This window comes from Streptomyces sp. NPDC007896, assembly GCF_042959425.1.
Lineage (GTDB): Bacteria > Actinomycetota > Actinomycetes > Streptomycetales > Streptomycetaceae > Streptomyces.
Genome location: NZ_JBIBKX010000017.1, coordinates 81,485 through 100,429 on the forward strand (window position 1 = coordinate 81,485; position 18,945 = coordinate 100,429).

15 protein-coding genes are annotated in these 18,945 nt (G+C 70.0%); 10 read left to right on the forward strand and 5 right to left on the reverse strand.

Translation table 11 applies throughout. The features are described from left to right. Window positions 1-10 precede the first annotated feature (10 nt). Genes ACFZDJ_RS41640 through ACFZDJ_RS41655 form a run of 4 tightly spaced genes read left to right on the forward strand, consistent with a single transcriptional unit; the run spans window position 11 to window position 5,922 of the window. Window positions 11-1,837: an NAD(P)-binding protein gene (locus ACFZDJ_RS41640; RefSeq protein WP_391067041.1), complete on the forward strand. Its 1,827-nt coding sequence runs from the start codon at window positions 11-13 to the stop codon at window positions 1,835-1,837. 43 nt (window positions 1,838-1,880) lie between these two features. Next, a complete protein-coding gene (locus ACFZDJ_RS41645) occupies window positions 1,881-2,807 on the forward strand; it encodes an SDR family NAD(P)-dependent oxidoreductase (RefSeq protein ID WP_391067044.1) in 927 nt (308 codons plus the stop codon). Beyond that, window positions 2,804-4,507, forward strand: coding sequence for a thiamine pyrophosphate-dependent enzyme (locus ACFZDJ_RS41650; protein ID WP_391067047.1), 1,704 nt, complete (start codon window positions 2,804-2,806; stop codon window positions 4,505-4,507). Before ACFZDJ_RS41645 ends, ACFZDJ_RS41650 begins: the two co-directional genes overlap by 4 nt. Window positions 4,508-4,509: 2 nt before the next feature. Then, window positions 4,510-5,922, forward strand: coding sequence for an aldehyde dehydrogenase family protein (locus ACFZDJ_RS41655; RefSeq protein WP_391067050.1), 1,413 nt, complete (start codon window positions 4,510-4,512; stop codon window positions 5,920-5,922). Window positions 5,923-6,036: 114 nt separating this feature from the next. Here the strand turns inward: ACFZDJ_RS41655 and ACFZDJ_RS41660 are convergent, their stop codons facing one another. Genes ACFZDJ_RS41660 through ACFZDJ_RS41675 form a run of 4 tightly spaced genes read right to left on the reverse strand, consistent with a single transcriptional unit; the run spans window position 6,037 to window position 9,959 of the window. Further along, complete coding sequence (locus tag ACFZDJ_RS41660; RefSeq protein WP_168505819.1) at window positions 6,037-6,939, reverse strand: sugar phosphate isomerase/epimerase; 903 nt, start codon at window positions 6,937-6,939, stop codon at window positions 6,037-6,039. Between the two features lies 1 nt (window position 6,940). Next, entirely contained in the window at window positions 6,941-7,855 is a 915-nt protein-coding gene (locus ACFZDJ_RS41665) for an ATP-binding cassette domain-containing protein (protein WP_099925887.1), read from the reverse strand. An 8-nt stretch (window positions 7,856-7,863) separates the two neighbouring features. Further along, complete coding sequence (locus ACFZDJ_RS41670; RefSeq protein ID WP_168505817.1) at window positions 7,864-8,940, reverse strand: ABC transporter permease; 1,077 nt, start codon at window positions 8,938-8,940, stop codon at window positions 7,864-7,866. Then, window positions 8,940-9,959 (reverse strand): sugar ABC transporter substrate-binding protein, encoded by a 1,020-nt coding sequence (locus ACFZDJ_RS41675; protein WP_385382960.1) that lies wholly within the window; start codon window positions 9,957-9,959, stop codon window positions 8,940-8,942. The genes ACFZDJ_RS41670 and ACFZDJ_RS41675 overlap by 1 nt, the downstream gene beginning before the upstream one ends. Before the next feature lie 292 nt (window positions 9,960-10,251). On the opposite strand from ACFZDJ_RS41675, the gene iolC reads away from it, so the two are divergent. The 6 genes from iolC to ACFZDJ_RS41705 all read left to right on the forward strand — a co-directional run bounded on the left by iolC (window position 10,252) and on the right by ACFZDJ_RS41705 (window position 17,401). Next, window positions 10,252-11,223 (forward strand): 5-dehydro-2-deoxygluconokinase, encoded by a 972-nt coding sequence (iolC, locus tag ACFZDJ_RS41680; RefSeq protein ID WP_385382957.1) that lies wholly within the window; start codon window positions 10,252-10,254, stop codon window positions 11,221-11,223. A gap of 29 nt (window positions 11,224-11,252) precedes the next feature. Then, window positions 11,253-12,131 carry a deoxyribose-phosphate aldolase gene (locus ACFZDJ_RS41685; protein WP_097283329.1) on the forward strand — a complete coding sequence of 293 codons (879 nt, stop codon included), beginning with the start codon at window positions 11,253-11,255 and terminating at the stop codon, window positions 12,129-12,131. A 72-nt stretch (window positions 12,132-12,203) separates the two neighbouring features. Continuing rightward, window positions 12,204-13,112: a 5-deoxy-glucuronate isomerase gene (iolB, locus tag ACFZDJ_RS41690; RefSeq protein WP_168505813.1), complete on the forward strand. Its 909-nt coding sequence runs from the start codon at window positions 12,204-12,206 to the stop codon at window positions 13,110-13,112. After that, entirely contained in the window at window positions 13,112-14,983 is a 1,872-nt protein-coding gene (gene iolD / locus ACFZDJ_RS41695) for a 3D-(3,5/4)-trihydroxycyclohexane-1,2-dione acylhydrolase (decyclizing) (RefSeq protein ID WP_391067053.1), read from the forward strand. Before iolB ends, iolD begins: the two co-directional genes overlap by 1 nt. A 44-nt stretch (window positions 14,984-15,027) precedes the next feature. Continuing rightward, window positions 15,028-16,521: a CoA-acylating methylmalonate-semialdehyde dehydrogenase gene (locus ACFZDJ_RS41700; RefSeq protein WP_390933336.1), complete on the forward strand. Its 1,494-nt coding sequence runs from the start codon at window positions 15,028-15,030 to the stop codon at window positions 16,519-16,521. 136 nt (window positions 16,522-16,657) lie between these two features. Next, complete coding sequence (locus ACFZDJ_RS41705) at window positions 16,658-17,401, forward strand: GntR family transcriptional regulator (RefSeq protein WP_282189986.1); 744 nt, start codon at window positions 16,658-16,660, stop codon at window positions 17,399-17,401. A gap of 52 nt (window positions 17,402-17,453) precedes the next feature. Here the strand turns inward: ACFZDJ_RS41705 and ACFZDJ_RS41710 are convergent, their stop codons facing one another. Further along, window positions 17,454-18,896, reverse strand: a complete 1,443-nt coding sequence (locus ACFZDJ_RS41710) for an alginate lyase family protein (protein WP_391067290.1) — start codon at window positions 18,894-18,896, stop codon at window positions 17,454-17,456. Window positions 18,897-18,945 lie beyond the last annotated feature (49 nt).

Here is an 18,945-nt window from a genome sequence, read left to right on the forward strand (position 1 = left end):
AGGACTTCGCATGCCGAAATGCGCACCGACACAGACGCCTCAGACAGACCACGCGGCCCTCAGGGCGAAGTACCTGCTGGAGCGCGACAAGCGCCTGCGCGGCGAGGGGCAGAAGCAGTACCTGGAGGCCGAGGGCGAGTTCGAGGAGTACTACGAGGCCGATCCGTACACGCCCGTCGTACCCCGGCCCCCGATCTCGCAGGACATCGACGTGGCGGTCCTCGGCGGCGGCCTCTCGGGCCTGATCGCCGCGGCGCGGATCAAACAGTCAGGCGTCACCGACTTCCGGATCATCGAACTCGGCGGTGACTTCGGCGGTGCCTGGTACTGGAACCGCTACCCGGGCATCCAGTGCGACACGGACTGCTACTGCTATCTGCCCATGCTCGAAGAGGTCGGCTACATCCCGAAGCAGAAGTACTCCTTCGGGGACGAGGTCTTCGAGCACTGTCAGCGCATCGGGAAGCACTTCGGGCTCTACGACCACGCGATCCTCAGCACCCTGATCCGCTCCATGGAGTGGGACGAGTCGATCGGGCGCTGGCGGATCGGCACCAACCGGGGCGACGACATCCGCGCCCGTTTCGTCGTCATGTGCCAGGGCCCGTTCAACCGGCCGAAACTCCCCGGAATCCCCGGCATCACGGACTTCCGGGGGCACACCTTCCACACGGCGCGCTGGGACTACGCGTACACCGGCGGCGACATGAGCGGCGGGCTCGACAAGCTCGCCGACAAGCGGGTCGCCGTCATCGGCACGGGAGCCAGCGGCATCCAGGTGGTCCCGCACCTCGCCCGCTTCGCCCGGCACCTCTACGTGTTCCAGCGCACGCCCTCGTACATCGACGAGCGCGGCAACGTACCGACCGACCCGGAATGGGTGAAGACGCTGGAGCCGGGCTGGCAGAAGGAGCGGCAGCGCAACTTCCACACCGCGGCGTTCGAGGCCTTCGCGCCGGGCCAGCCGGACCTGGTCTGCGACGGCTGGACCGAGGTCAGCCGCAATCTGGCCGCGCATCTGGACGCCACCGACGGCTGGTCCGCGCTGGCGGATCCGGAGAAGTTCATGGAGCTCAGGGAGATTCAGGACTACCGGGCGATGCAGCGCCTGCGCGACCGCGTCGACGCCGTCGTCGAGGACGAGAGGACGGCCCAGGCGCTGAAGCCCTACTACCGCTTCCTGTGCAAGCGGCCCTGCTTCAACGACGAGTACCTGCCCACCTTCAACCGCCCGAACGTCACCCTCGTCGACGTGTCGGACACCAAGGGCGTCGAACGCATCACCCAGAAGGGCATCATCGCCCACGGCGTCGAGCACGAGGTGGACTGCATCATCTTCGCCAGCGGCTTCGAGATCACCACCGACCTCGACCGCCGCCTCGGCATCCGGCCGTTCGCCGGGCGCGCCGGGCTGTCGCTCTACGACCACTGGGCCAAGGGCTACCGCACCCTGCACGGCGTCATGAGCCACGGCTTCCCCAACCAGTTCTTCACCGGCTTCCTCCAGGGCGGGGTGACCGCGAGCACGACGGCGATGTTCGAACAGCAGGCCCAGCACATCGCCTACATCATCAAAGAGACCCTGGCGCGCGGCGCCTCGACCGTGGAGCCCACCGAGGAAGCGCAGGACCAGTGGTGCGCGACCGTCCGGGAGACCGCGGTCGACAACACCACCTTTCAACGGGAGTGCACGCCCGGCTATTACAACAACGAGGGCGAGCAGCAGATCCGCTCACACCTGGGCGAACCCTACTGGCCAGGCTTCTACGCCCTGGAGGACCTGCTCCAGGCATGGCGCGACACGGGCGAGATGCGCGGCCTCGTCCTGAACGACTGACGAGCCCTGTCCCGCACCGCGCGCCCCGCGAGAGGAACACCTCATGCCCGAACTCAGATTCGACGACCGTGTAGCCGTGATCACCGGCGCCGGCCGGGGGCTGGGGCGCGCCTACGCCCTGCTGCTCGGCTCGAAGGGAGCGAAGGTCGTCGTCAACGACCCCGGCGGGAGCCTGACCGGGGACGGCGGCGACACCGGTCCCGCGGACGAGGTGGTCCGGGAGATCACGGCGGCCGGTGGTGAGGCCGTCGCGTGCGCCGAGTCCGTGGCGACGGCCGAGGGCGGGCAGGCGATCGTCGAGTCGGCGCTCGACCACTACGGCCGGATCGACGTCCTCGTCCACAACGCGGGCATCGTCCGTTCGGCGCCGCTGACCGAGATGACGTACGAGGACTTCGACGCCGTCCTGGACGTCCATCTGCGGGGCGCCTTCCATGTCGTACGGCCCGCGTTCCCGCTGATGCGCGAGGCGGGTTACGGCCGCGTCGTGCTGACCTCGTCGATCGGCGGCCTGTACGGCAACCACCGCGTCGCCAACTACGGCATGGCCAAGGCCGGGATGATCGGGCTGTCCAACGTGGTGGCCCTGGAGGGCGCGGCCGCGGGCGTGAAGTGCAACGTCATCGTCCCCGGCGCCGTGACGAGGATGGCCGAGGGCATCGACACCTCGGCCTATCCGCCGATGGGACCGGAGCTGACGGCTCCGGTCGTGGGCTGGCTGGCCCACGAGTCCTGCTCGGTCACCGGGGAGATGCTGGTGTCGATCGCCGGCCGGGTGGCGCGGGCCTTCGTCGCCGAGACCCCGGGCATGTACCGACCCTCATGGTCGATCGAGCAGGTCGGCGAGGAACTCGCCGCCATCCGCGACACGAAAGACCCCTGGATCCTGCCGGTCGTCCCCTCGGCCCATGTCGACCACATCCGCAACAGCTTCGCGATGGCCAGGCACAGTGAAGGGGTAACACGGTGACGAAAGTCTTTGCACGCATTCTCGAACTCTTCGAGGCCGAGGGCATCAACACCATCTTCGGCATACCCGACCCGAACTTCGTCCACATGTTCCACCTTGCCGAGGAGCGCGGCTGGAACGTGGTCGCCCCGCACCACGAGGAGTCCGCCGGTTTCATGGCGGAGGCGGTCTCGCGCATGACCGGAAAGGCCGCGGTGTGCATCGGCACGCTGGGCCCGGGGGTCGCCAACCTGGCCGGCGCCATGATGTGCGCCAAGGTCGAGAACTCACCGGTCGTCTTCCTGGGGGGCCAGCGCGCACGGATCACGGAACAACGGGTGCGCCGCGGCCGCATCCAGTTCGTCAAGCAGGCCGCGCTGTTCGAGCCCTCGGTCAAGTACTCCGCCAGCATCGAGTACGCCGACCAGACCGACGAGGTGATCCGTGAGGGCCTGCGCAAGGCACTGTCGGGGACACCGGGCCCGGTCTACATCGAATACCCCTCCCATGTGATCCAGGAAGACCTCGACGTACCCCCGGCGCTGCCGCCCGAGGGCTATCGCCTGGTGGGCCAGACGGCCGGCCCGGACAAGGTCGCCGAGGCCGTCGCGTTCATCCGCGCGGCCAAGCAGCCGATTCTCCTCGTGGGGCACGGAGTTCACACCTCCCGTGCCGGGGAACCGGTCAGGGCGCTCGCCGAGGCGATGGCCTGCCCCGTCATCCAGACGTCGGGCGGCACTTCGTACATCGCGGGACTCGAGGACCGTACGTTCCCCTACGGTTTCTCGGCGGCGGCGATCGACGCGGTGGTGAAGTCCGACCTGTGTCTGGCCATCGGCACCGAACTCGGTGAGCCGGTCCACTACGGACGCGGGCGGCACTGGGTCGCGAACGAGGCGAACCGCAGGTGGATCCTCGTCGAGCAGGATCCCCAGGCCATCGGCGTGAACCGTTCGGTCGACGTCCCACTGGTGGGCGACCTGCGCGCGGTCGTCCCGCAACTCGTCGACGCGCTCGAGGACACACCGCGCACTGCGACTCCGGAGCTCGCGGGCTGGATCAAACAGGACGCGGCCCACCTCGCGGAGCTCGCGGAGACGGCTCCCTCCGGCATGTCACCCGTGCATCCCGCACGACTGATCGTCGAGGCGACCAAGGTCTTCCCGAAGGACGGCATCATGGTCCGCGACGGCGGCGCCACGACCATCTTCGGCTGGACGTATTCGCAGGCCAAGCCCCATGACGTGATGTGGAACCAGAACTTCGGCCATCTGGGCACGGGACTTCCCTACGCGATCGGCGCCTCGGTGGCGGAGGGCGGCAAGCGGCCCCTGATGCTGATCACCGGGGACTCGTCGTTCCAGTTCCACATCGCCGAACTGGAAACGGCCGCACGTCTGAACCTGCCGCTCGTCTGCGTCGTCGGCGTCGACTACGCCTGGGGCCTCGAAGTGGGCGTCTACAAACGCACCTTCGGCCAGGGGTCGCTGGAGACGGGCGTGCACTGGAGCAAGAACACGCGCCTGGACAAGGTCGCCGAAGGCTTCGGCTGCCACGGCGAGTACGTCGAACGGGACGAGGACATCGCCCCCGCCATCAAGCGCGCCTACGCCAGTGGCAGGCCGGGAGTCGTGCACGTCGCGGTCGACCCCAAGGCGAATTCGGAAGAGATGCCGAGCTACGACGAGTTCCGGACCTGGTACGCGGAAGGGACGCAGTGACCATGCGGGAGTATGCGAAGTTCTACATCGGCGGCCGGTGGACCGATCCGGCCGGGGCGGAGACCTTCGAGGTCGTGAATCCCGCGACCGAGGAGGTCTGCGGCAAGGTGGCCCAAGGTTCGGCGGACGACGTCGACCGGGCGGTCGCGGCGGCCCGGCGGGCCTTCCCCGGCTGGTCGACGACCACGGGCGAGGAGCGGGTCGAGGTACTCCAGAACGTCCTCGACGTGTACCAGAAGCGGGCCGGTGACCTCGCCGCGGCGCTGACCGAGGAAATGGGCGCGCCGGCCGCGCTCGCGGGCGGTTTCCAAGTGGGCCTCGGAGCCGGGCATCTGACCACGGCGATCGCGGTGCTGAAGGACTTCGTGTTCGAGGAGCGGCGCGGAGCGACACTGGTCGTGAAGGAGCCGATCGGCGTCTGCGGGCTGATCACCCCGTGGAACTGGCCCCTGAACCAGATGGCCGTGAAGGTGTTCCCGGCGCTGGCGACCGGCTGCACCATGGTGCTCAAGCCGTCGGAGAAGTCGCCCTTCACCGGGCAGATCTTCGCCGAGATCCTGGATGCCGCGGGCGTTCCCGCCGGGGTGTTCAATCTCGTCCAGGGCGACGGCCTCGGCGTGGGGGTGCCGCTCGCCGGCCACGCGGACGTCGACATGATCTCCTTCACCGGTTCGACGCGCGCGGGCATCGACATCGCGAGGAACGCCGCGCCCACGGTGAAGAGGGTGACCCAGGAACTGGGCGGCAAGAGCCCGAACATCGTTCTCGACGACGAGGACTTCGCCGAGAACGTCGGCAAGGGCGTGGCCAACATGATGGGCAACTCCGGGCAGACGTGCAGCGCGCCCTCACGGATGCTCGTCCCCGCCGCCCGTATGGACGAAGCCATCACCATCGCCCGGGAGACCGCGTCCGGGATCACCGTGGGCGACCCCCATGGCGACTTCGTGATGGGGCCGGTGGTCTCGGGGGCCCAGTTCGAGAAGATCCAGTCGCTGATCCGGAAGGGCATCGACGAGGGCGCCACCCTGGTGGCCGGCGGCACCGGACGCCCGGACGGGCTGGAGAAGGGTTACTACGTGAAGCCCACCGTCTTCGCCCGGGTCACGAACGACATGACCGTCGCCCGCGAGGAGATCTTCGGGCCGGTGGTGACGATCCTCGGCTACGACAGCGTCGACCACGCCGTCGAGATCGCGAACGACACGGAGTACGGCCTCGCCGGCTATGTGGCGGGTGCGGACCTGGAGAAGGCGCGTGCCGTGGCGCGTCGCATCCGGGCGGGATGGGTCGCGATCAACGACGCGTTCGACTTCGGCTGTCCGTTCGGCGGGTACAAGAAGAGCGGCAACGGCCGGGAGTGGGGCGAGTTCGGTTTCCACGAGTACCTGGAGACCAAGGGCATTCTCGGCTGAGGGGCGATCCGGACGACACCCTTGCACGCCTGAGGCGGCCTCATCGGGATGACGAGGCCGCCTCACGGAGTGGACATCCGGGTGCGGGCGGATGCGGGCGGGGCGCCGGACGGGTCAGGCGCCGCAGGAGCGCAGGAACTTGCGGGTGCGTACGGCGATCGGGAGCGGCTTGTCCGGCTCGCAGGGGTACATGTCCTGCTCGACGATGGCGAACAGCTCCACGCCCAGACGCTGGGCGGCCACCAGCACCGGCTCCAACTCCGGTACGCCGGACGGGGGTTCGCACATCACACCGCGCTGCACGGCGGGACCGAACGGCACCTCGTTCTTGACGACGTCGGCGAGGATCGCCGGGTCGACCTGCTTGAGGTGCAGATAGCCGATGCGCTCGCCGTACGTCTCGATGAGCTTGACGCTGTCGCCGCCGCAGTAGGCGTAGTGCCCGGTGTCCAGGCACAGGTTGACCAGGTCGGAGTCGGTGGAGTCGAGGAAGCGCTCCACGTGGTCCTCGGTGTCGATGTGCGTGTCGGCGTGCGGGTGGACGACGATGTCGAGGCCGAAGGTCTCCTTGACCTCGTGGCCCAGCCGTTCCATGCCCTTGGTCAGGTGGGCCCACTGCTCGGCGGTCAGCTCAGGCGGCTCGATGATCTCGGCGGTCTTGTCGTCGCGCCAGAAGGAGGGGATGACCACCAGATGCTTCGCGCCCATGGCCTGGGTGAGCGCGGCGACCTCGCTGACGTGTTCCCAGGTGGAGTCCCAGACGGACGGTCCGCGGTGCAGCCCGGTGAAGACCGTACCGGCCGACACCTTCAGGTCGCGCTTGTCGATCTCGGCGGTGAGCCGGGCCGGGTCGCTCGGCAGATAGCCGTAGGGGCCGAGTTCGATCCAGGAGTAGCCGGCCTCGGACACCTCGTCCAGGAAGCGTTCCCAGGGCACCTGCTGGGGATCGTCGGGGAACCAGACGCCCCAGGAGTCCGGTGCGGAGCCGACCCGGATGCGGTCCAGGGGAGCGGTCATGTCAGGAGGTCCCTTCGGGAGTGGCCGCCACGGGTGCTTTGAGGTCCTCGGCTTCGGGGAGTTCCTCGACGTCGACGCCGCGGACCTGGGCCAGTTCGTGCTTGAGCGCGGCGAGTTCGGCGCCGCCGGCCATGTGGTTGGTCAGCTCTTCGAGGCTGACCTCGCTGCGGGCGGCGCTGAGTTCCATGGTGCCCAGGCGCAGCACGCTGAAGTGGTCGCCGACCATGTACGCGTGGTGCGGGTTGTGGGTGATGAAGATGACGCCCAGGCCGCGGTCGCGGGCGGCGGCGATGTACTTGAGCACGACGCCGGACTGCTTGACGCCGAGGGCGGCGGTCGGCTCGTCGAGGATCAGCACTCGGGCGCCGAAGTAGACGGCGCGGGCGATGGCCACCGACTGGCGCTGGCCGCCGGAGAGGGTGCCGATGGGCTGGTCGAGATCGTCGAGGACGATGCCCATGTTGCGCAGTTCCTCGTCCGCGGTCTTCTTCATGCGGTCGATGTCGAGGCGCTGGATCGGCCAGGGGCCCTTGGTCATCTCGGAGCCGAGGAAGAAGTTGCGCCACACCGGCATCAGCGGCACGGTCGCCAGGTCCTGGTAGACGGTGGCGATGCCCTTGTCGAGGGCCTCGCGCGGGGTGGAGAAGCGTACCGGGGCGCCGTCGACGAGGAATTCGCCCTCGGTGTGCTGGTGCAGGCCGGAGATGATTTTGATGAGGGTGGACTTGCCGGCGCCGTTGTCGCCGAGGACGCAGGTCACCTGGCCGGGGTGGACGGCGAGGGAGACTCCGTGCAGGGCACGGATGTTGCCGTACGCCTTCCCGGCGCTGCGCAGTTCGACGATCGGGGCGGTGCCGTCCTCGGGCGGAGCGTCCGGGAGGATGGCGCCGGCGGGTCCGGATCCGTTGGTTGTCATGGGTCGGTTCACCTCCGGGTCGCCGCGCGGCGGACCCACAGATTGATGAGCGTGGCGCCGAGCAGCATCACGCCGAGGAAGGCCTTGAACCAGTCGGGGTTCCAGCCCGCGTACACGATGCCCTGGTTGACCATGCCGAACATGAAGGCACCGAAGACCGGGCCGATCGCGGAGCCGTAGCCGCCGGTCAGCAGACAGCCACCGATCACCGCCGCGGCGATGTAGATCAGTTCCTGGCCGACGCCCTCGCCGGACTGCACGGTGTTGAAGGAGAACAGCTGGTGCATGCCGATGAACCAGGCGCCGAAGCCGACCAGCATGAACAGCGTGATCTTGGAGAAGGTGACCGGTACGCCGACGGCGCGGGCGCTGTCCTGGTTGCCGCCGACGGCGAAGATCCAGTTGCCGTACTTGGTGCGCAGCAGCACCCAGGTGGCGATCGCGGCGAAGACCAGCCACCACACGATGGTGATCTTCACTTGGACGCCGCCGACGTCGAAGGAGGACGCGAAGACCTTCTTGGCCTGGTCGAAGCCGTCCATGGTGCTGATGTCGTCGGTCGCGACGTTACCGGTGATCAGCTTGGTCACCGCGAGGTTGACGCCCTGCAGGATCAGGAAGGTGCCGAGCGTGACCAGGAAGCTCGGTAGCCCGGTGCGGACCATCATCCAGCCGTTGAAGGCGCCGACCGCCAGCGAGACGATGAGCGCGACGATCACGCCCACCCAGACGTTCATGGTCAGTTGGTAGCTGACCATGCTGGCGGTGAGCGCCGAGGTGATCACGGCGACACCGGCCGACAGGTCGAACTCGCCGCCGATCATCAGCAGGGCCACGGGCAGTGCCATGATCCCGATCGTCGACGACTGGTAGAGCACGGTCGCCATCGAACTGCCGGAGCGCACCGACGGCGCGGCGATCAGGAAGAAGACGAACACCGCCACGGCGCCGAGGAAGACGCCGACCTCGGGGCGGGCGAGCAGCCGCAGCGTCAGGGAGCGCTGCGCGGTCCGGCCGTCGGTCTCCTTGGGGCCGGGGGCCGGCGGTGTGGTCACCGCCGGCTCAGCCTGCTGGGCCATGCTCATCACCGGGTGCCCTTCGCGGCGAACTGGGCGACGGCGTCGACGTTGGACTTGTCGACGAAGGCCGGGCCCGTCAGGATCGGCTGCTCGCCGCCGCCGCTGTAGTTGCCGTTCGTCTTGTAGAGCCACAGCGAGTCGACGGCCAGGTAGCCCTGCAGGTACGGCTGCTGGTCGACCGCGAACTGGATCGTGCCCTTGCTGATGGCCCCGGTCAGGTCCTTGTTGAGGTCGAACGTGGCGATCTTCGCCTTGCTCCCGGCGTCGCCCACCGACTGCACCGCGGTCAGGGCGTACGGGGCGCCGAGGGTGACCACGTAGTCGATCGCGCTGTCCTGCTTGAGCTTGGCGGTGATCGTCGACTTCACGGACGGCATGTCGGTGCCGTTGACGTACAGCGTCTCCGTCTTGCCGCTGAAGGTCTTCTTCACGCCGTCACAGCGCTGGGTGAGTCCGATGTTGCCCTGCTCCTGGATCACACAGACGGCCTTCTTCGCGCCCTCCGAGTTCAGCCTCTTGCCCAGCGCCTCACCCGCCACCGTCTCGTCCTGGCCGAAGAACTCCATCAGGCCCAGCTTCTGCCAGTCGCTGACGCCCGAGTTGAGGCCGACCACGGGGATCTTGGCCGACGTCGCCTTGCTCACGACGTCCTTCATGGCATCCGGCTTGGCGAGGGTGATCGCGATGCCGTCGACCTTCTGGTCGATGGCGTTCTGGACCAGGTTGGCCTGGTTGCCCGCGTTCGGGTCGGCGGAGTAGACCAGCTTGACGTTGTCCTTGGCGGCCGCAGCCTCGGCGCCCTTGCGGACGATGTCCCAGAACGTGTCGCCGGGTGCCTGGTGGGTGACCAGCGCGACTGTCATGCGGGGCGTGCCGGCCTTGCCGGCCGACACCGCCGCCCCGCTCTCCTCGGACTTCTTTCCGCCGGAGCTGCTGGAGCAGCCGGCTATGAGCAGCACGGATGCCGCTGCGGTCGCGACGAGCGGGGCGATTCTGCGGGTACGGGGGTGAAACGTGCGGTCCATCTTTCCAGCACCTCACTGTGCGACAGGGGAAAGGGAACGGGACGGCGCCGGGGCGCTGGGCCCGTGCGGGGCTCGGACAGGGCGTCCGGGTCGATGCGGGTGACGCGGCTGCTTCGTTGGGACGGGATACAAGTCCCTGACGCACCCCCCTGTCAATACTTTGTTAAGACATCATTTCCTGAGCAGGTCCGAATGTCAGTACAAAGTCTTGACAGCGGAGGGCCGTGGGTCCTACACCTAAGAGGCACCGGGCGCCCCGTTGCCCGCATCCCACGCATCAGGAGCGTCACGCATGCCTGAGTCCGCTGAATCCTTCGACGCCGAATCCCTCGACGTCATCACCATGGGACGCATCGGCGTCGATCTGTATCCCCTGCAGACGGGTGTGCCGCTCGCGCAGGTCGAGTCCTTCGGGAAGTTCCTCGGCGGCTCGGCGGCCAACGTCGCGGTGGCCGCCGCCCGCCTCGGCCGGTCCACCGCGGTGATCACCCGCACCGGACAGGACCCCTTCGGCACCTATCTCCACCAGGCACTCAAGGAGTTCGGCGTCGACGACCGCTGGGTCACGCCCGTCGACGCCTACCCCACGCCGATCACGTTCTGCGAGATCTTCCCGCCGGACGACTTTCCGCTCTACTTCTACCGGCGGCCCAAGGCACCCGACCTGGAGATCCGGACCGACGAGCTGGACTTCTTCGCGATCCGCGCGGCCCGCATCTTCTGGATCACCGGCACCGGCCTGAGCGAGGAGCCCAGCCGCTCCGCCACGCTCGCCGCTCTGAAGGCGCGTGCCAAGTCCGGCACCACCGTCTTCGACCTCGACTGGCGGCCCATGTTCTGGTCCGACCCGGACGAGGCACGCCCGTACTACGCCGAGGCCCTGCGCCACGCCACCGTCGCCGTCGGCAACCTCGACGAGTGCGAGATCGCCACCGGCGTACGCGAACCCCGCGCCTGCGCCGAAGCCCTGCTGGCGGCCGGCGTGGAACTCGCCGTCGTCAAACAGGGCCCCAAGGGAGTCCTGGCCGTCCACCGCGACGGCACCGTCGCCGAGGTCCCGCCGGTCCCGGTGGAGGTCGTCAACGGCCTCGGCGCCGGAGACGCGTTCGGCGGCTCGCTCTGCCACGGTCTGCTGTCCGGCTGGGAGCTGGAGAAGACCATCCGGTACGCCAACGCGGCCGGCGCGCTCGTCGCCTCCCGTCTCGCCTGCTCCTCCGCGATGCCCACCGAGTCCGAGGTCGAGGACCTCCTCGCGCGCGGCTGACCGACGCCACCCCCTGAACGGAGCCTGTCTTGAGCATCAGCATCCCCGACCTCGCCACGGTGCGCGCCCGGCATCCGGAGGCCATCGCCGAAGCGGCCGCCCGCCGGGTCCGCCGCCCGCTGATCGGCGACAGCGGCCGCCTGATGATCGTGGCCGCGGACCACCCCGCGCGCGGCGCCCTCGGCGTCGGCGAGCACCGCCTGGCCATGGCCAACCGCGCCGACCTCCTCGAACGCCTCTGCGTCGCGCTGGCCAGGCCCGGGGTGGACGGGGTGCTCGCCACCGCCGACATCCTGGAGGACCTGCTGCTCCTGGGCGTTCTGGAGAACAAGGTCGTGATGGGCTCCATGAATCGCGGCGGCCTGTCCGGCGCGTCCTTCGAGATGGACGACCGCTTCACCGGCCACCGCGCCCAGGACATCGAGCGGCTGCGCTTCGACGCCGGAAAGCTGCTGGTGCGCATCGACTACGACGACCCGGGCTCCCTGGAGACCCTGCAGACCACCGCGCGCGCCATCGACGACATGGCCGCCCGCCGACTGCCGCTGTTCGTCGAGCCGTTCATATCCCGCCGGGTGGACGGCAAGGTCCGCAACGACCTGAGCGCCGAGGCCGTCACCCGGTCCATCGCCATCGCCTCCGGCCTCGGTGGAACCTCGGCCTACACCTGGCTCAAGCTCCCGGTCACCGACGACCCCGACGACATGGCCGGAGTACTGGAGGCCTCCACCCTGCCCGCCGTACTGCTCGGCGGCGAGGTCGGCGGCGACCAGGAGGGCGCGTACGAGAGATGGCGCAAGGCCCTGCGGCTGCCCACCGTCCAGGGCATGGTCGTGGGCCGCTCGCTGCTCTACCCCGCCGAGGGCAGCGTGGAGACCGCGGTGGACACCGCGGTCGGCCTGCTCTGACTCCCACCCCGCCCGCGCCGACTCGCCGCCTCCCGAAGGCCCGCTCTGATTCCCGTAGAGGAGCCACTTCCGATGACCACCACGCACCATCTGCCCGCGGGCAAGGCCGCCGCCGACGTCTACGCCGTGGACGTCACTCCCGAGTCGGCCGGCTGGGGCCACTCCAGCCTGCGGGTGCTCGAACTGCCCGCCGGCGGCTGGCACGCCTTCGACACCGGCGACAGCGAGTGGATCGTGCTCCCGCTCTCGGGCGGCTGCACCGTCGCGGTCGGCGGCGACACGTTCCGGCTCGCCGGGCGCGAGAGCGTTTTCAGCGGGGTGAGCGACTTCGCGTACGTGCCCCGCGACGCCCAGGTCTCGATCGCCTCGCGCGACGGCGGCCGGTTCGCGCTCACCGGCGCCCGCTGCACCCGCCGGCTGCCCGCCCGCTACGGGCCCGCCTCCTGCGTCCCCGTCGAACTGCGCGGCACCGGCTCCTGCTCCCGTCAGGTCAACAACTTCGGCGCGGCAGCCCCCGCCGGAGGCGGTGATGGACAGGGTTTCGAGTGCGACAAGCTGATCGCCGTCGAGGTGATCACCCCCGGCGGCAACTGGTCCTCCTTCCCGCCGCACAAGCACGACGAGCACCGGCCCGGCGAGGAGTCCGAACTCGAGGAGATCTACTACTTCGAGTTCGCCCCCCACGAGGGCACGCCCGGCCTCGGCTACCAGCGCGTCTCGCCCTCGGGTCACGGCGCCAACACCGATGTGCTGGCCGAGGTGCGCGACGGCGACGTCGTCCTCATCCCCGACGGCTGGCACGGGCCGTCCATGGCCGTGCCCGGCCACGACATGTACTACCTCAACGTCATGGCGGGCCCCGGCACCGACCGCGCCTGGCTGATCTGCGACCACCCCGACCACGCCTGGATCCGTGACACCTGGCCGGAGCGGCCGGTCGACCCCCGCCTGCCCCTCTACACCGCCCCCGAGAGGTCCTGATGAGCACCACCACCCGTCGCCTGACGACAGCCCAGGCGCTGGTGCGCTTCCTGTCCGCGCAGTACAGCGAGCGCGACGGCGTGCGCCACCGGCTGATCGCCGGCACCTGGGGCATCTTCGGCCACGGCAATGTGGCGGGCATCGGCCAGGCCCTCCTGGAGGCCGGCGAGGACACCATGCCCTTCCACCAGGGCCGCAACGAACAGTCCATGGTGCACGCGGCGGTCGGCTACGCCCGCCAGCTCAACCGCCTCTGCGCGCAGGCCGTGACCACGTCCATCGGCCCCGGTGCCACCAACCTCGTCACCGGCGCCGCCCTCGCGACGATCAACCGCCTGCCCGTACTGCTGCTGCCCGGCGACTACTTCGCGACGCGCTCCGCCGACCCCCTGCTCCAGCAGTTGGAACACCCCGTCGAGGCCGACGTCTCCGTCAACGACACACTGCGCCCGGTCTCCCGCTACTTCGACCGGATCACCCGCCCGGAGATGCTGATCCCGGCCGCGCTGAACGCGATGCGGGTGCTGGCCGACCCGGCCGACACCGGTGCCGTCACCCTCGCCCTGCCGCAGGACGTGCAGGCGGAGGCGTACGACTGGCCGGAGGAGTTCTTCGCCGAGCGCGTCTGGCGCGTACGCCGTCCCGCCCCCGATCCGTTGGAACTCGCCGAAGCCGTACGGGCGATCCGCGCCGCCGAGCGCCCCCTGATCGTCGCCGGCGGGGGAGTGCACCACAGCGAGGCCGAGGCAGCGCTCAAGGCCCTGGTCGAGGCCACCGGCATCCCGGTCGCCTCCACCCAGGCGGGCAAGGGTTCGCTGCGTCACGACCACCCCGCCGATCTCGGCGGCATCGGCCACACCGGCACCGCGGTCTGCGACGACATCGCCCGCACCGCCGACCTGATCGTCGGGGTCGGCACCCGCTACACGGACTTCACCACCGCCTCGAACACACTGTTCCAGCAGCCGGGCGTCCGCTTCGTCAACCTCAACATCACCGCCTTCGACGCCCACAAGCTCGCCGCCCGGCCGCTGGTCGCGGACGCGCGGACGGGTCTCGAGGCGCTGGCGGAGGGGCTGTCCGGCCACCGGGTCGACGCGGCGTACGAGGCCGAGTACCGCGCGGGCAAAGCACGTTGGGAGGAGGTCGTCGAGGCCGCCTACCGGGCGGAGGACTCCGCCGTACCCACCCAGACGCAGGTCCTCGGCGCCCTGGACGCCGTCGTCGGCGACGACGACGTGGTCATCAACGCGGCCGGCTCGCTCCCCGGTGACCTGCACAAGCTGTGGCGGGCGCGCGGCCCGCGCCAGTACCACCTGGAGTACGGCTACTCCTGCATGGGCTACGAGATCCCGGCCGGCATCGGCGTCCAGCAGGCCGCCCCCGGCACGCCCGTCTGGTCGCTGGTCGGCGACGGCACCTACCTGATGATGCCCACCGAGATCGTCACCGCCGTCCAGGAGGGCCTGCCCGTCAACCTGGTCCTGATCCAGAACCACGGCTACGCCTCCATCGGCGGCCTCTCCGAGGAGGTCGGAGGCGAGCGCTTCGGCACCGCCTACCGGTACCGCGCCGCCGACGGCACGTTCTCCGGGGCCCCGCTCCCGGTGGACCTCGCCGCCAACGCCGCCAGCCTCGGCATGGACGTCATCCGCGCCAAGACCGTACGGGAACTGCGCGACGCCCTGGCCGCCGCGCGCGCCTCGGACCGGCCGACCTGCGTCTACGTCGAGACCGACCCGATGCCCACCGCACCGCCGGCCGCGGCCTGGTGGGACGTACCCGTCGCCGAAGTCGCCTCCCGCGATGCCGCGTCGGCCGCCCGTGAACGGTACGACGGCCACGTCGCCGCCCGCCGCCGCCACCTCTGATCCCGACCTCTTCGCCTGCCCCGCCACCGAAAGGCCCCCGCACCATGAAGACCATCACCCACTGGATCGGCGGCAAGCCCGTCGAGTCCGCCTCCGGACGCTTCGGCCCCGTCTACAACCCGGCCACCGGCGCCCAGGAGAAGCAGGTCGGCTTCGCCTCGGTCGACGAGGTGGACGCCGCCGTCGCCAACGCCAAGTCGGCGTACGAGAGCTGGGGCAACGCCTCGCTCGCCAAGCGCACGGCGATCCTCTTCAAGTACCGCGAACTCCTCGACGCGCACCGCGACGAGATCGCCGAGCTGATCACCGCCGAGCACGGCAAGGTGCACTCGGACGCGCTCGGCGAGGTCGCCCGCGGCATGGAGATCGTCGAGCTGGCCTGCGGCATCGCCGAGAAGCTCAAGGGCGAGCTGTCCACGCAGGTCTCGACCCGGGTCGACGTCGCCTCGATCCGCCAGCCGCTGGGTGTCGTCGCCGGCATCACGCCGTTCAACTTCCCGGCCATGGTGCCGATGTGGATGTTCCCGCTCGCCATCGCCTGCGGCAACGCCTTCGTGCTCAAGCCGAGCGAGAAGGACCCCTCCGCCTCCTTCCGGCTCGCCGAGCTGGCCTCCGAGGCCGGGCTGCCGGACGGTGTGCTGAACATCGTGCAGGGCGACAAGGTCGCGGTGGACCGTCTCCTGGAGCACCCGGACGTCGTCGCGGTCTCCTTCGTCGGCTCCACGCCCATCGCCAAGTACATCCAGCTCAAGGGCGTCGAGCACGACAAGCGCGTACAGGCACTGGGCGGTGCAAAGAACCACATGCTCGTCCTGCCCGACGCCGACCTGGACTTCGCCGCCGACCAGGCGATCAACGCCGCCTACGGCTCGGCCGGCGAGCGCTGCATGGCGGTCTCGGTCGTGGTCGCGGTCGGCGACACCGGCGACGAGCTGGTCGGCAAGATCGCCGAGCGGGCGAAGAACCTGCGCATCGGCCCCGGCGACGACCCCGCCTCCGAGATGGGCCCGCTGATCACGCGCGAGCACCGCGACAAGGTGGCGTCGTACGTCGCCGGCGCGGCGGCCCAGGGCGCCGAGGTCGTCGTCGACGGCACCGGCTACTCCGTCGACGGCCACGAGGACGGCTTCTTCCTCGGCGTCTCGCTGCTCGACAAGGTCCCGGTGACGGCGGACGCCTACAAGGACGAGATCTTTGGCCCGGTGCTGTGCGTGGTGCGCGCCGACACCTACGACGAGGCCATCAAGCTCATCAACGCCTCCCGCTGGGGCAACGGCACCGCGATCTTCACCCGGGACGGCGGCGCCGCCCGCCGCTTCCAGCTGGAGGTCCAGGCGGGCATGGTCGGCATCAACGTGCCGATCCCGGTGCCCGTCGGCTACCACTCCTTCGGCGGCTGGAAGGACTCCCTCTTCGGCGACCTGCACATCTACGGCAACGACGGCATCGCCTTCTACACCCAGGGCAAGGTGATCACCACGCGGTGGCCCGACCCGGCCGACGCGGGCATCAACCTCGGCTTCCCCAGCCACTCCTGACTCGCAGCGGCGGCCGGTGCGGGGACAGATCTCCTCGCTTCCCGCACCGGCCGTCCTCAGGACCGACCGTCAGGACGATGCGATGGCAAGGGTTCCCGTCCGCCGGACCGCCCGATCCCCACGAGCAGCGGCCGCCATGCCCGTGGGCCTGGACTTCGCGCTGGACCGCAACAGCCCCGTACCGCTCTACTACCAGCTCGCCCAACAGCTGGAGGCCGCGATCCAGCGTGGTGTGCTGAGCCCGGGCAGCCTGCTGGGCAACGAGGTCGAGCTCGCGGGCCGCCTCGGCCTGTCCCGCCCCACCGTCCGTCAGGGCATCCAGAACCTGGTCGACAAGGGGTTCCTGGTCCGCCGCCGGGGCGTGGGCACCCAGGTGGTGCACAGCCAGGTCAAACGCCCCCTGGAGCTCAGCAGCCTCTACGACGACCTGGAGAACGCCGGACAGCGTCCCACGACCCAGGTGCTGCACAACGCGGTCGAGCCCGCGTCCGCCGAGGTCGCGGCAGCCCTGGGCATCGCCGAAGGCGGCGCGGTGCACCGCGTGGACCGGCTGCGCCTCACTCACGACCGCCCCGTCGCGGCCCTGTGCAACTACATCCCGGAAGGGCTGCTGGACGTCGACACCGCCCGGCTGGAGTCGACCGGCCTGTACCGCATGATGCGTGCCGTCGGCATCACCCTGCACAGCGCCCGCCAGTCCGTGGGCGCCCGCTCCGCCTCGCCGGAGGAGGCCGAGCGGCTGGACGAACCGGCGGGTGCCGCCCTGCTCACCATGCAGCGCACGGCCTACGACGACACCGGCCGCGCGGTCGAGTACGGCACGCACATCTACCGTTCCTCGCGGTACGCCTTCGAGTTCCAGTTGCTGCTGCGTACGTGAGCGCGCCGCGACCGACGAGCGGACGCCCGCCCGCCCCTCACTCGCCCGCCCGTCACTCCCCGGCGTCGCGGCGGGCCCGGTCGCGGCGGCGCAGCAGGAGGAAGCCGCCCGCGAGGGCGGCGACGCCGGTGGCGGCGGTCCAGGCCGGCAGGTCGGAGGAACCGGTGGCGGCCAGGTCCTCGCCCTTCCCGCCGAGGGGGCTCGCCGAGGCGGAGGGCGTGGCGGACGTACTGCCGGAGGGCGACGCACCGGATGTACTGGTCGTGGGCGTCGGCGACGCCGTCGCCTCGGCGGCGGTGGCCCGGGGGCGGGTGAACGCCAGCGTGCCGAAGCCGAGTTGGTCGTAGCCGCCGCTGTTGGGGCCGTAGTCCCCGCCGCCGCCCTCGGGCGCGAACCGGGCCGCGATCTTCGTGAGGTGCGGCGCGGCCAGCCCCCGGCGCTCGGTGTAGTGGTTGGCGATCATGGCCCAGATCGGCCGGGCCATGGCCGGGTCGACGGCCGCCGCCGCGGACGCGGTCTCCGAGCCCGACCAGATACCGGGCGCGCCCTTCTTACGGGTGTACGAGGTGTAGGGCACGTCTCCGCCCAGGCTCCACTTGGCGACGTACTGGGCGCCCTTGAGGAAGCGGCTGTCGTCATAGCCGTACAGGTCGATGCCCTGGTTCCAGGCCATCTCGCAGATGGTGCCCATCAGGCCGACGCCCAGCAGGGCATGTCCCTGGTCGCGGCCTGCCTCGGCCCATTCGGCGAGGCCGTCGGCGTACACGACCGGGATGGCGTTCTTGACGGAGCCCATCCCCGCGCCGTGCTTGAAGTACTCGACGGCCCGGTCGACCTTCGCCCGGTCGTCGCACAGGATGCCGATCGCGAGGACGGAGGCGATGTTCGTCAGGTCCCAGTTGGCCCAGTAGTTGGTGATGTAGGAGCCGTTGTGGTGGGCGAGGAAGTCCTCGCTCAGCGGGTGGAAGACGTCGAGCATCATCTTCTGGAACCGCGCCAGTTCGAAGCCGTCGTGGCCGCGGACGAGCTCTGCGGCGTTGGCGAACTGGTAGCCGTAGAGGCCCGAGGCGAGGAACCGGTCGGCGCTGCCGTCGAGCCTCGTCAGCCTGGCCGACCAGGCGTTGAGGATGTCGCGGGCGGTGTCGGCGTGCGCGGTGTCTCCGGTGACGTGCCAGCGCAGGGCGTTCTGGTAGGCGGCGTGGATGTCGTTGTAGAGCGTGACGTAGTTCTCGGGCGTGCCCGAGCCGCGGTAGACGGTCGCCTGGGGGTTGGCCGTCCAGGTGCTCTGGGCATGCCGGTTGGCCGTCAGCCTGGCGAAGCCGGCCGTGTAGGGCTGCGCGCCGGCCCTCACCTGGGTCGCCATGCGGTGCAGATCGGCCCGGGTGTGCAGCATCCCGGGGTGCGCGAAGGCGCCGCCCGCCGCCGCTGCCGGGGCCGCCGCGAGGGCGGTGCCGGCCACGGTGGCGCTCGCGGCCGCACCGGCGATCTTCAGCATGTTCCGGCGACTGATCTGTGCTGTCACTGACGTGGTTCCTTAGCGCTCG

Coding starts and splice junctions, on each gene's coding strand:
- ACFZDJ_RS41640 (WP_391067041.1), top strand. CDS start 11: ATGCCGAAATGCGCACCGACACAGACGCCTCAGACAGACCACGCGGCC.
- ACFZDJ_RS41645 (WP_391067044.1), top strand. CDS start 1,881: ATGCCCGAACTCAGATTCGACGACCGTGTAGCCGTGATCACCGGCGCC.
- ACFZDJ_RS41655 (WP_391067050.1), top strand. CDS start 4,510: ATGCGGGAGTATGCGAAGTTCTACATCGGCGGCCGGTGGACCGATCCG.
- ACFZDJ_RS41660 (WP_168505819.1), bottom strand. CDS start 6,939: ATGACCGCTCCCCTGGACCGCATCCGGGTCGGCTCCGCACCGGACTCC.
- ACFZDJ_RS41665 (WP_099925887.1), bottom strand. CDS start 7,855: ATGACAACCAACGGATCCGGACCCGCCGGCGCCATCCTCCCGGACGCT.
- ACFZDJ_RS41670 (WP_168505817.1), bottom strand. CDS start 8,940: ATGAGCATGGCCCAGCAGGCTGAGCCGGCGGTGACCACACCGCCGGCC.
- ACFZDJ_RS41675 (WP_385382960.1), bottom strand. CDS start 9,959: ATGGACCGCACGTTTCACCCCCGTACCCGCAGAATCGCCCCGCTCGTC.
- iolC (WP_385382957.1), top strand. CDS start 10,252: ATGCCTGAGTCCGCTGAATCCTTCGACGCCGAATCCCTCGACGTCATC.
- iolB (WP_168505813.1), top strand. CDS start 12,204: ATGACCACCACGCACCATCTGCCCGCGGGCAAGGCCGCCGCCGACGTC.
- iolD (WP_391067053.1), top strand. CDS start 13,112: ATGAGCACCACCACCCGTCGCCTGACGACAGCCCAGGCGCTGGTGCGC.
- ACFZDJ_RS41700 (WP_390933336.1), top strand. CDS start 15,028: ATGAAGACCATCACCCACTGGATCGGCGGCAAGCCCGTCGAGTCCGCC.
- ACFZDJ_RS41705 (WP_282189986.1), top strand. CDS start 16,658: ATGCCCGTGGGCCTGGACTTCGCGCTGGACCGCAACAGCCCCGTACCG.
- ACFZDJ_RS41710 (WP_391067290.1), bottom strand. CDS start 18,896: ATGCTGAAGATCGCCGGTGCGGCCGCGAGCGCCACCGTGGCCGGCACC.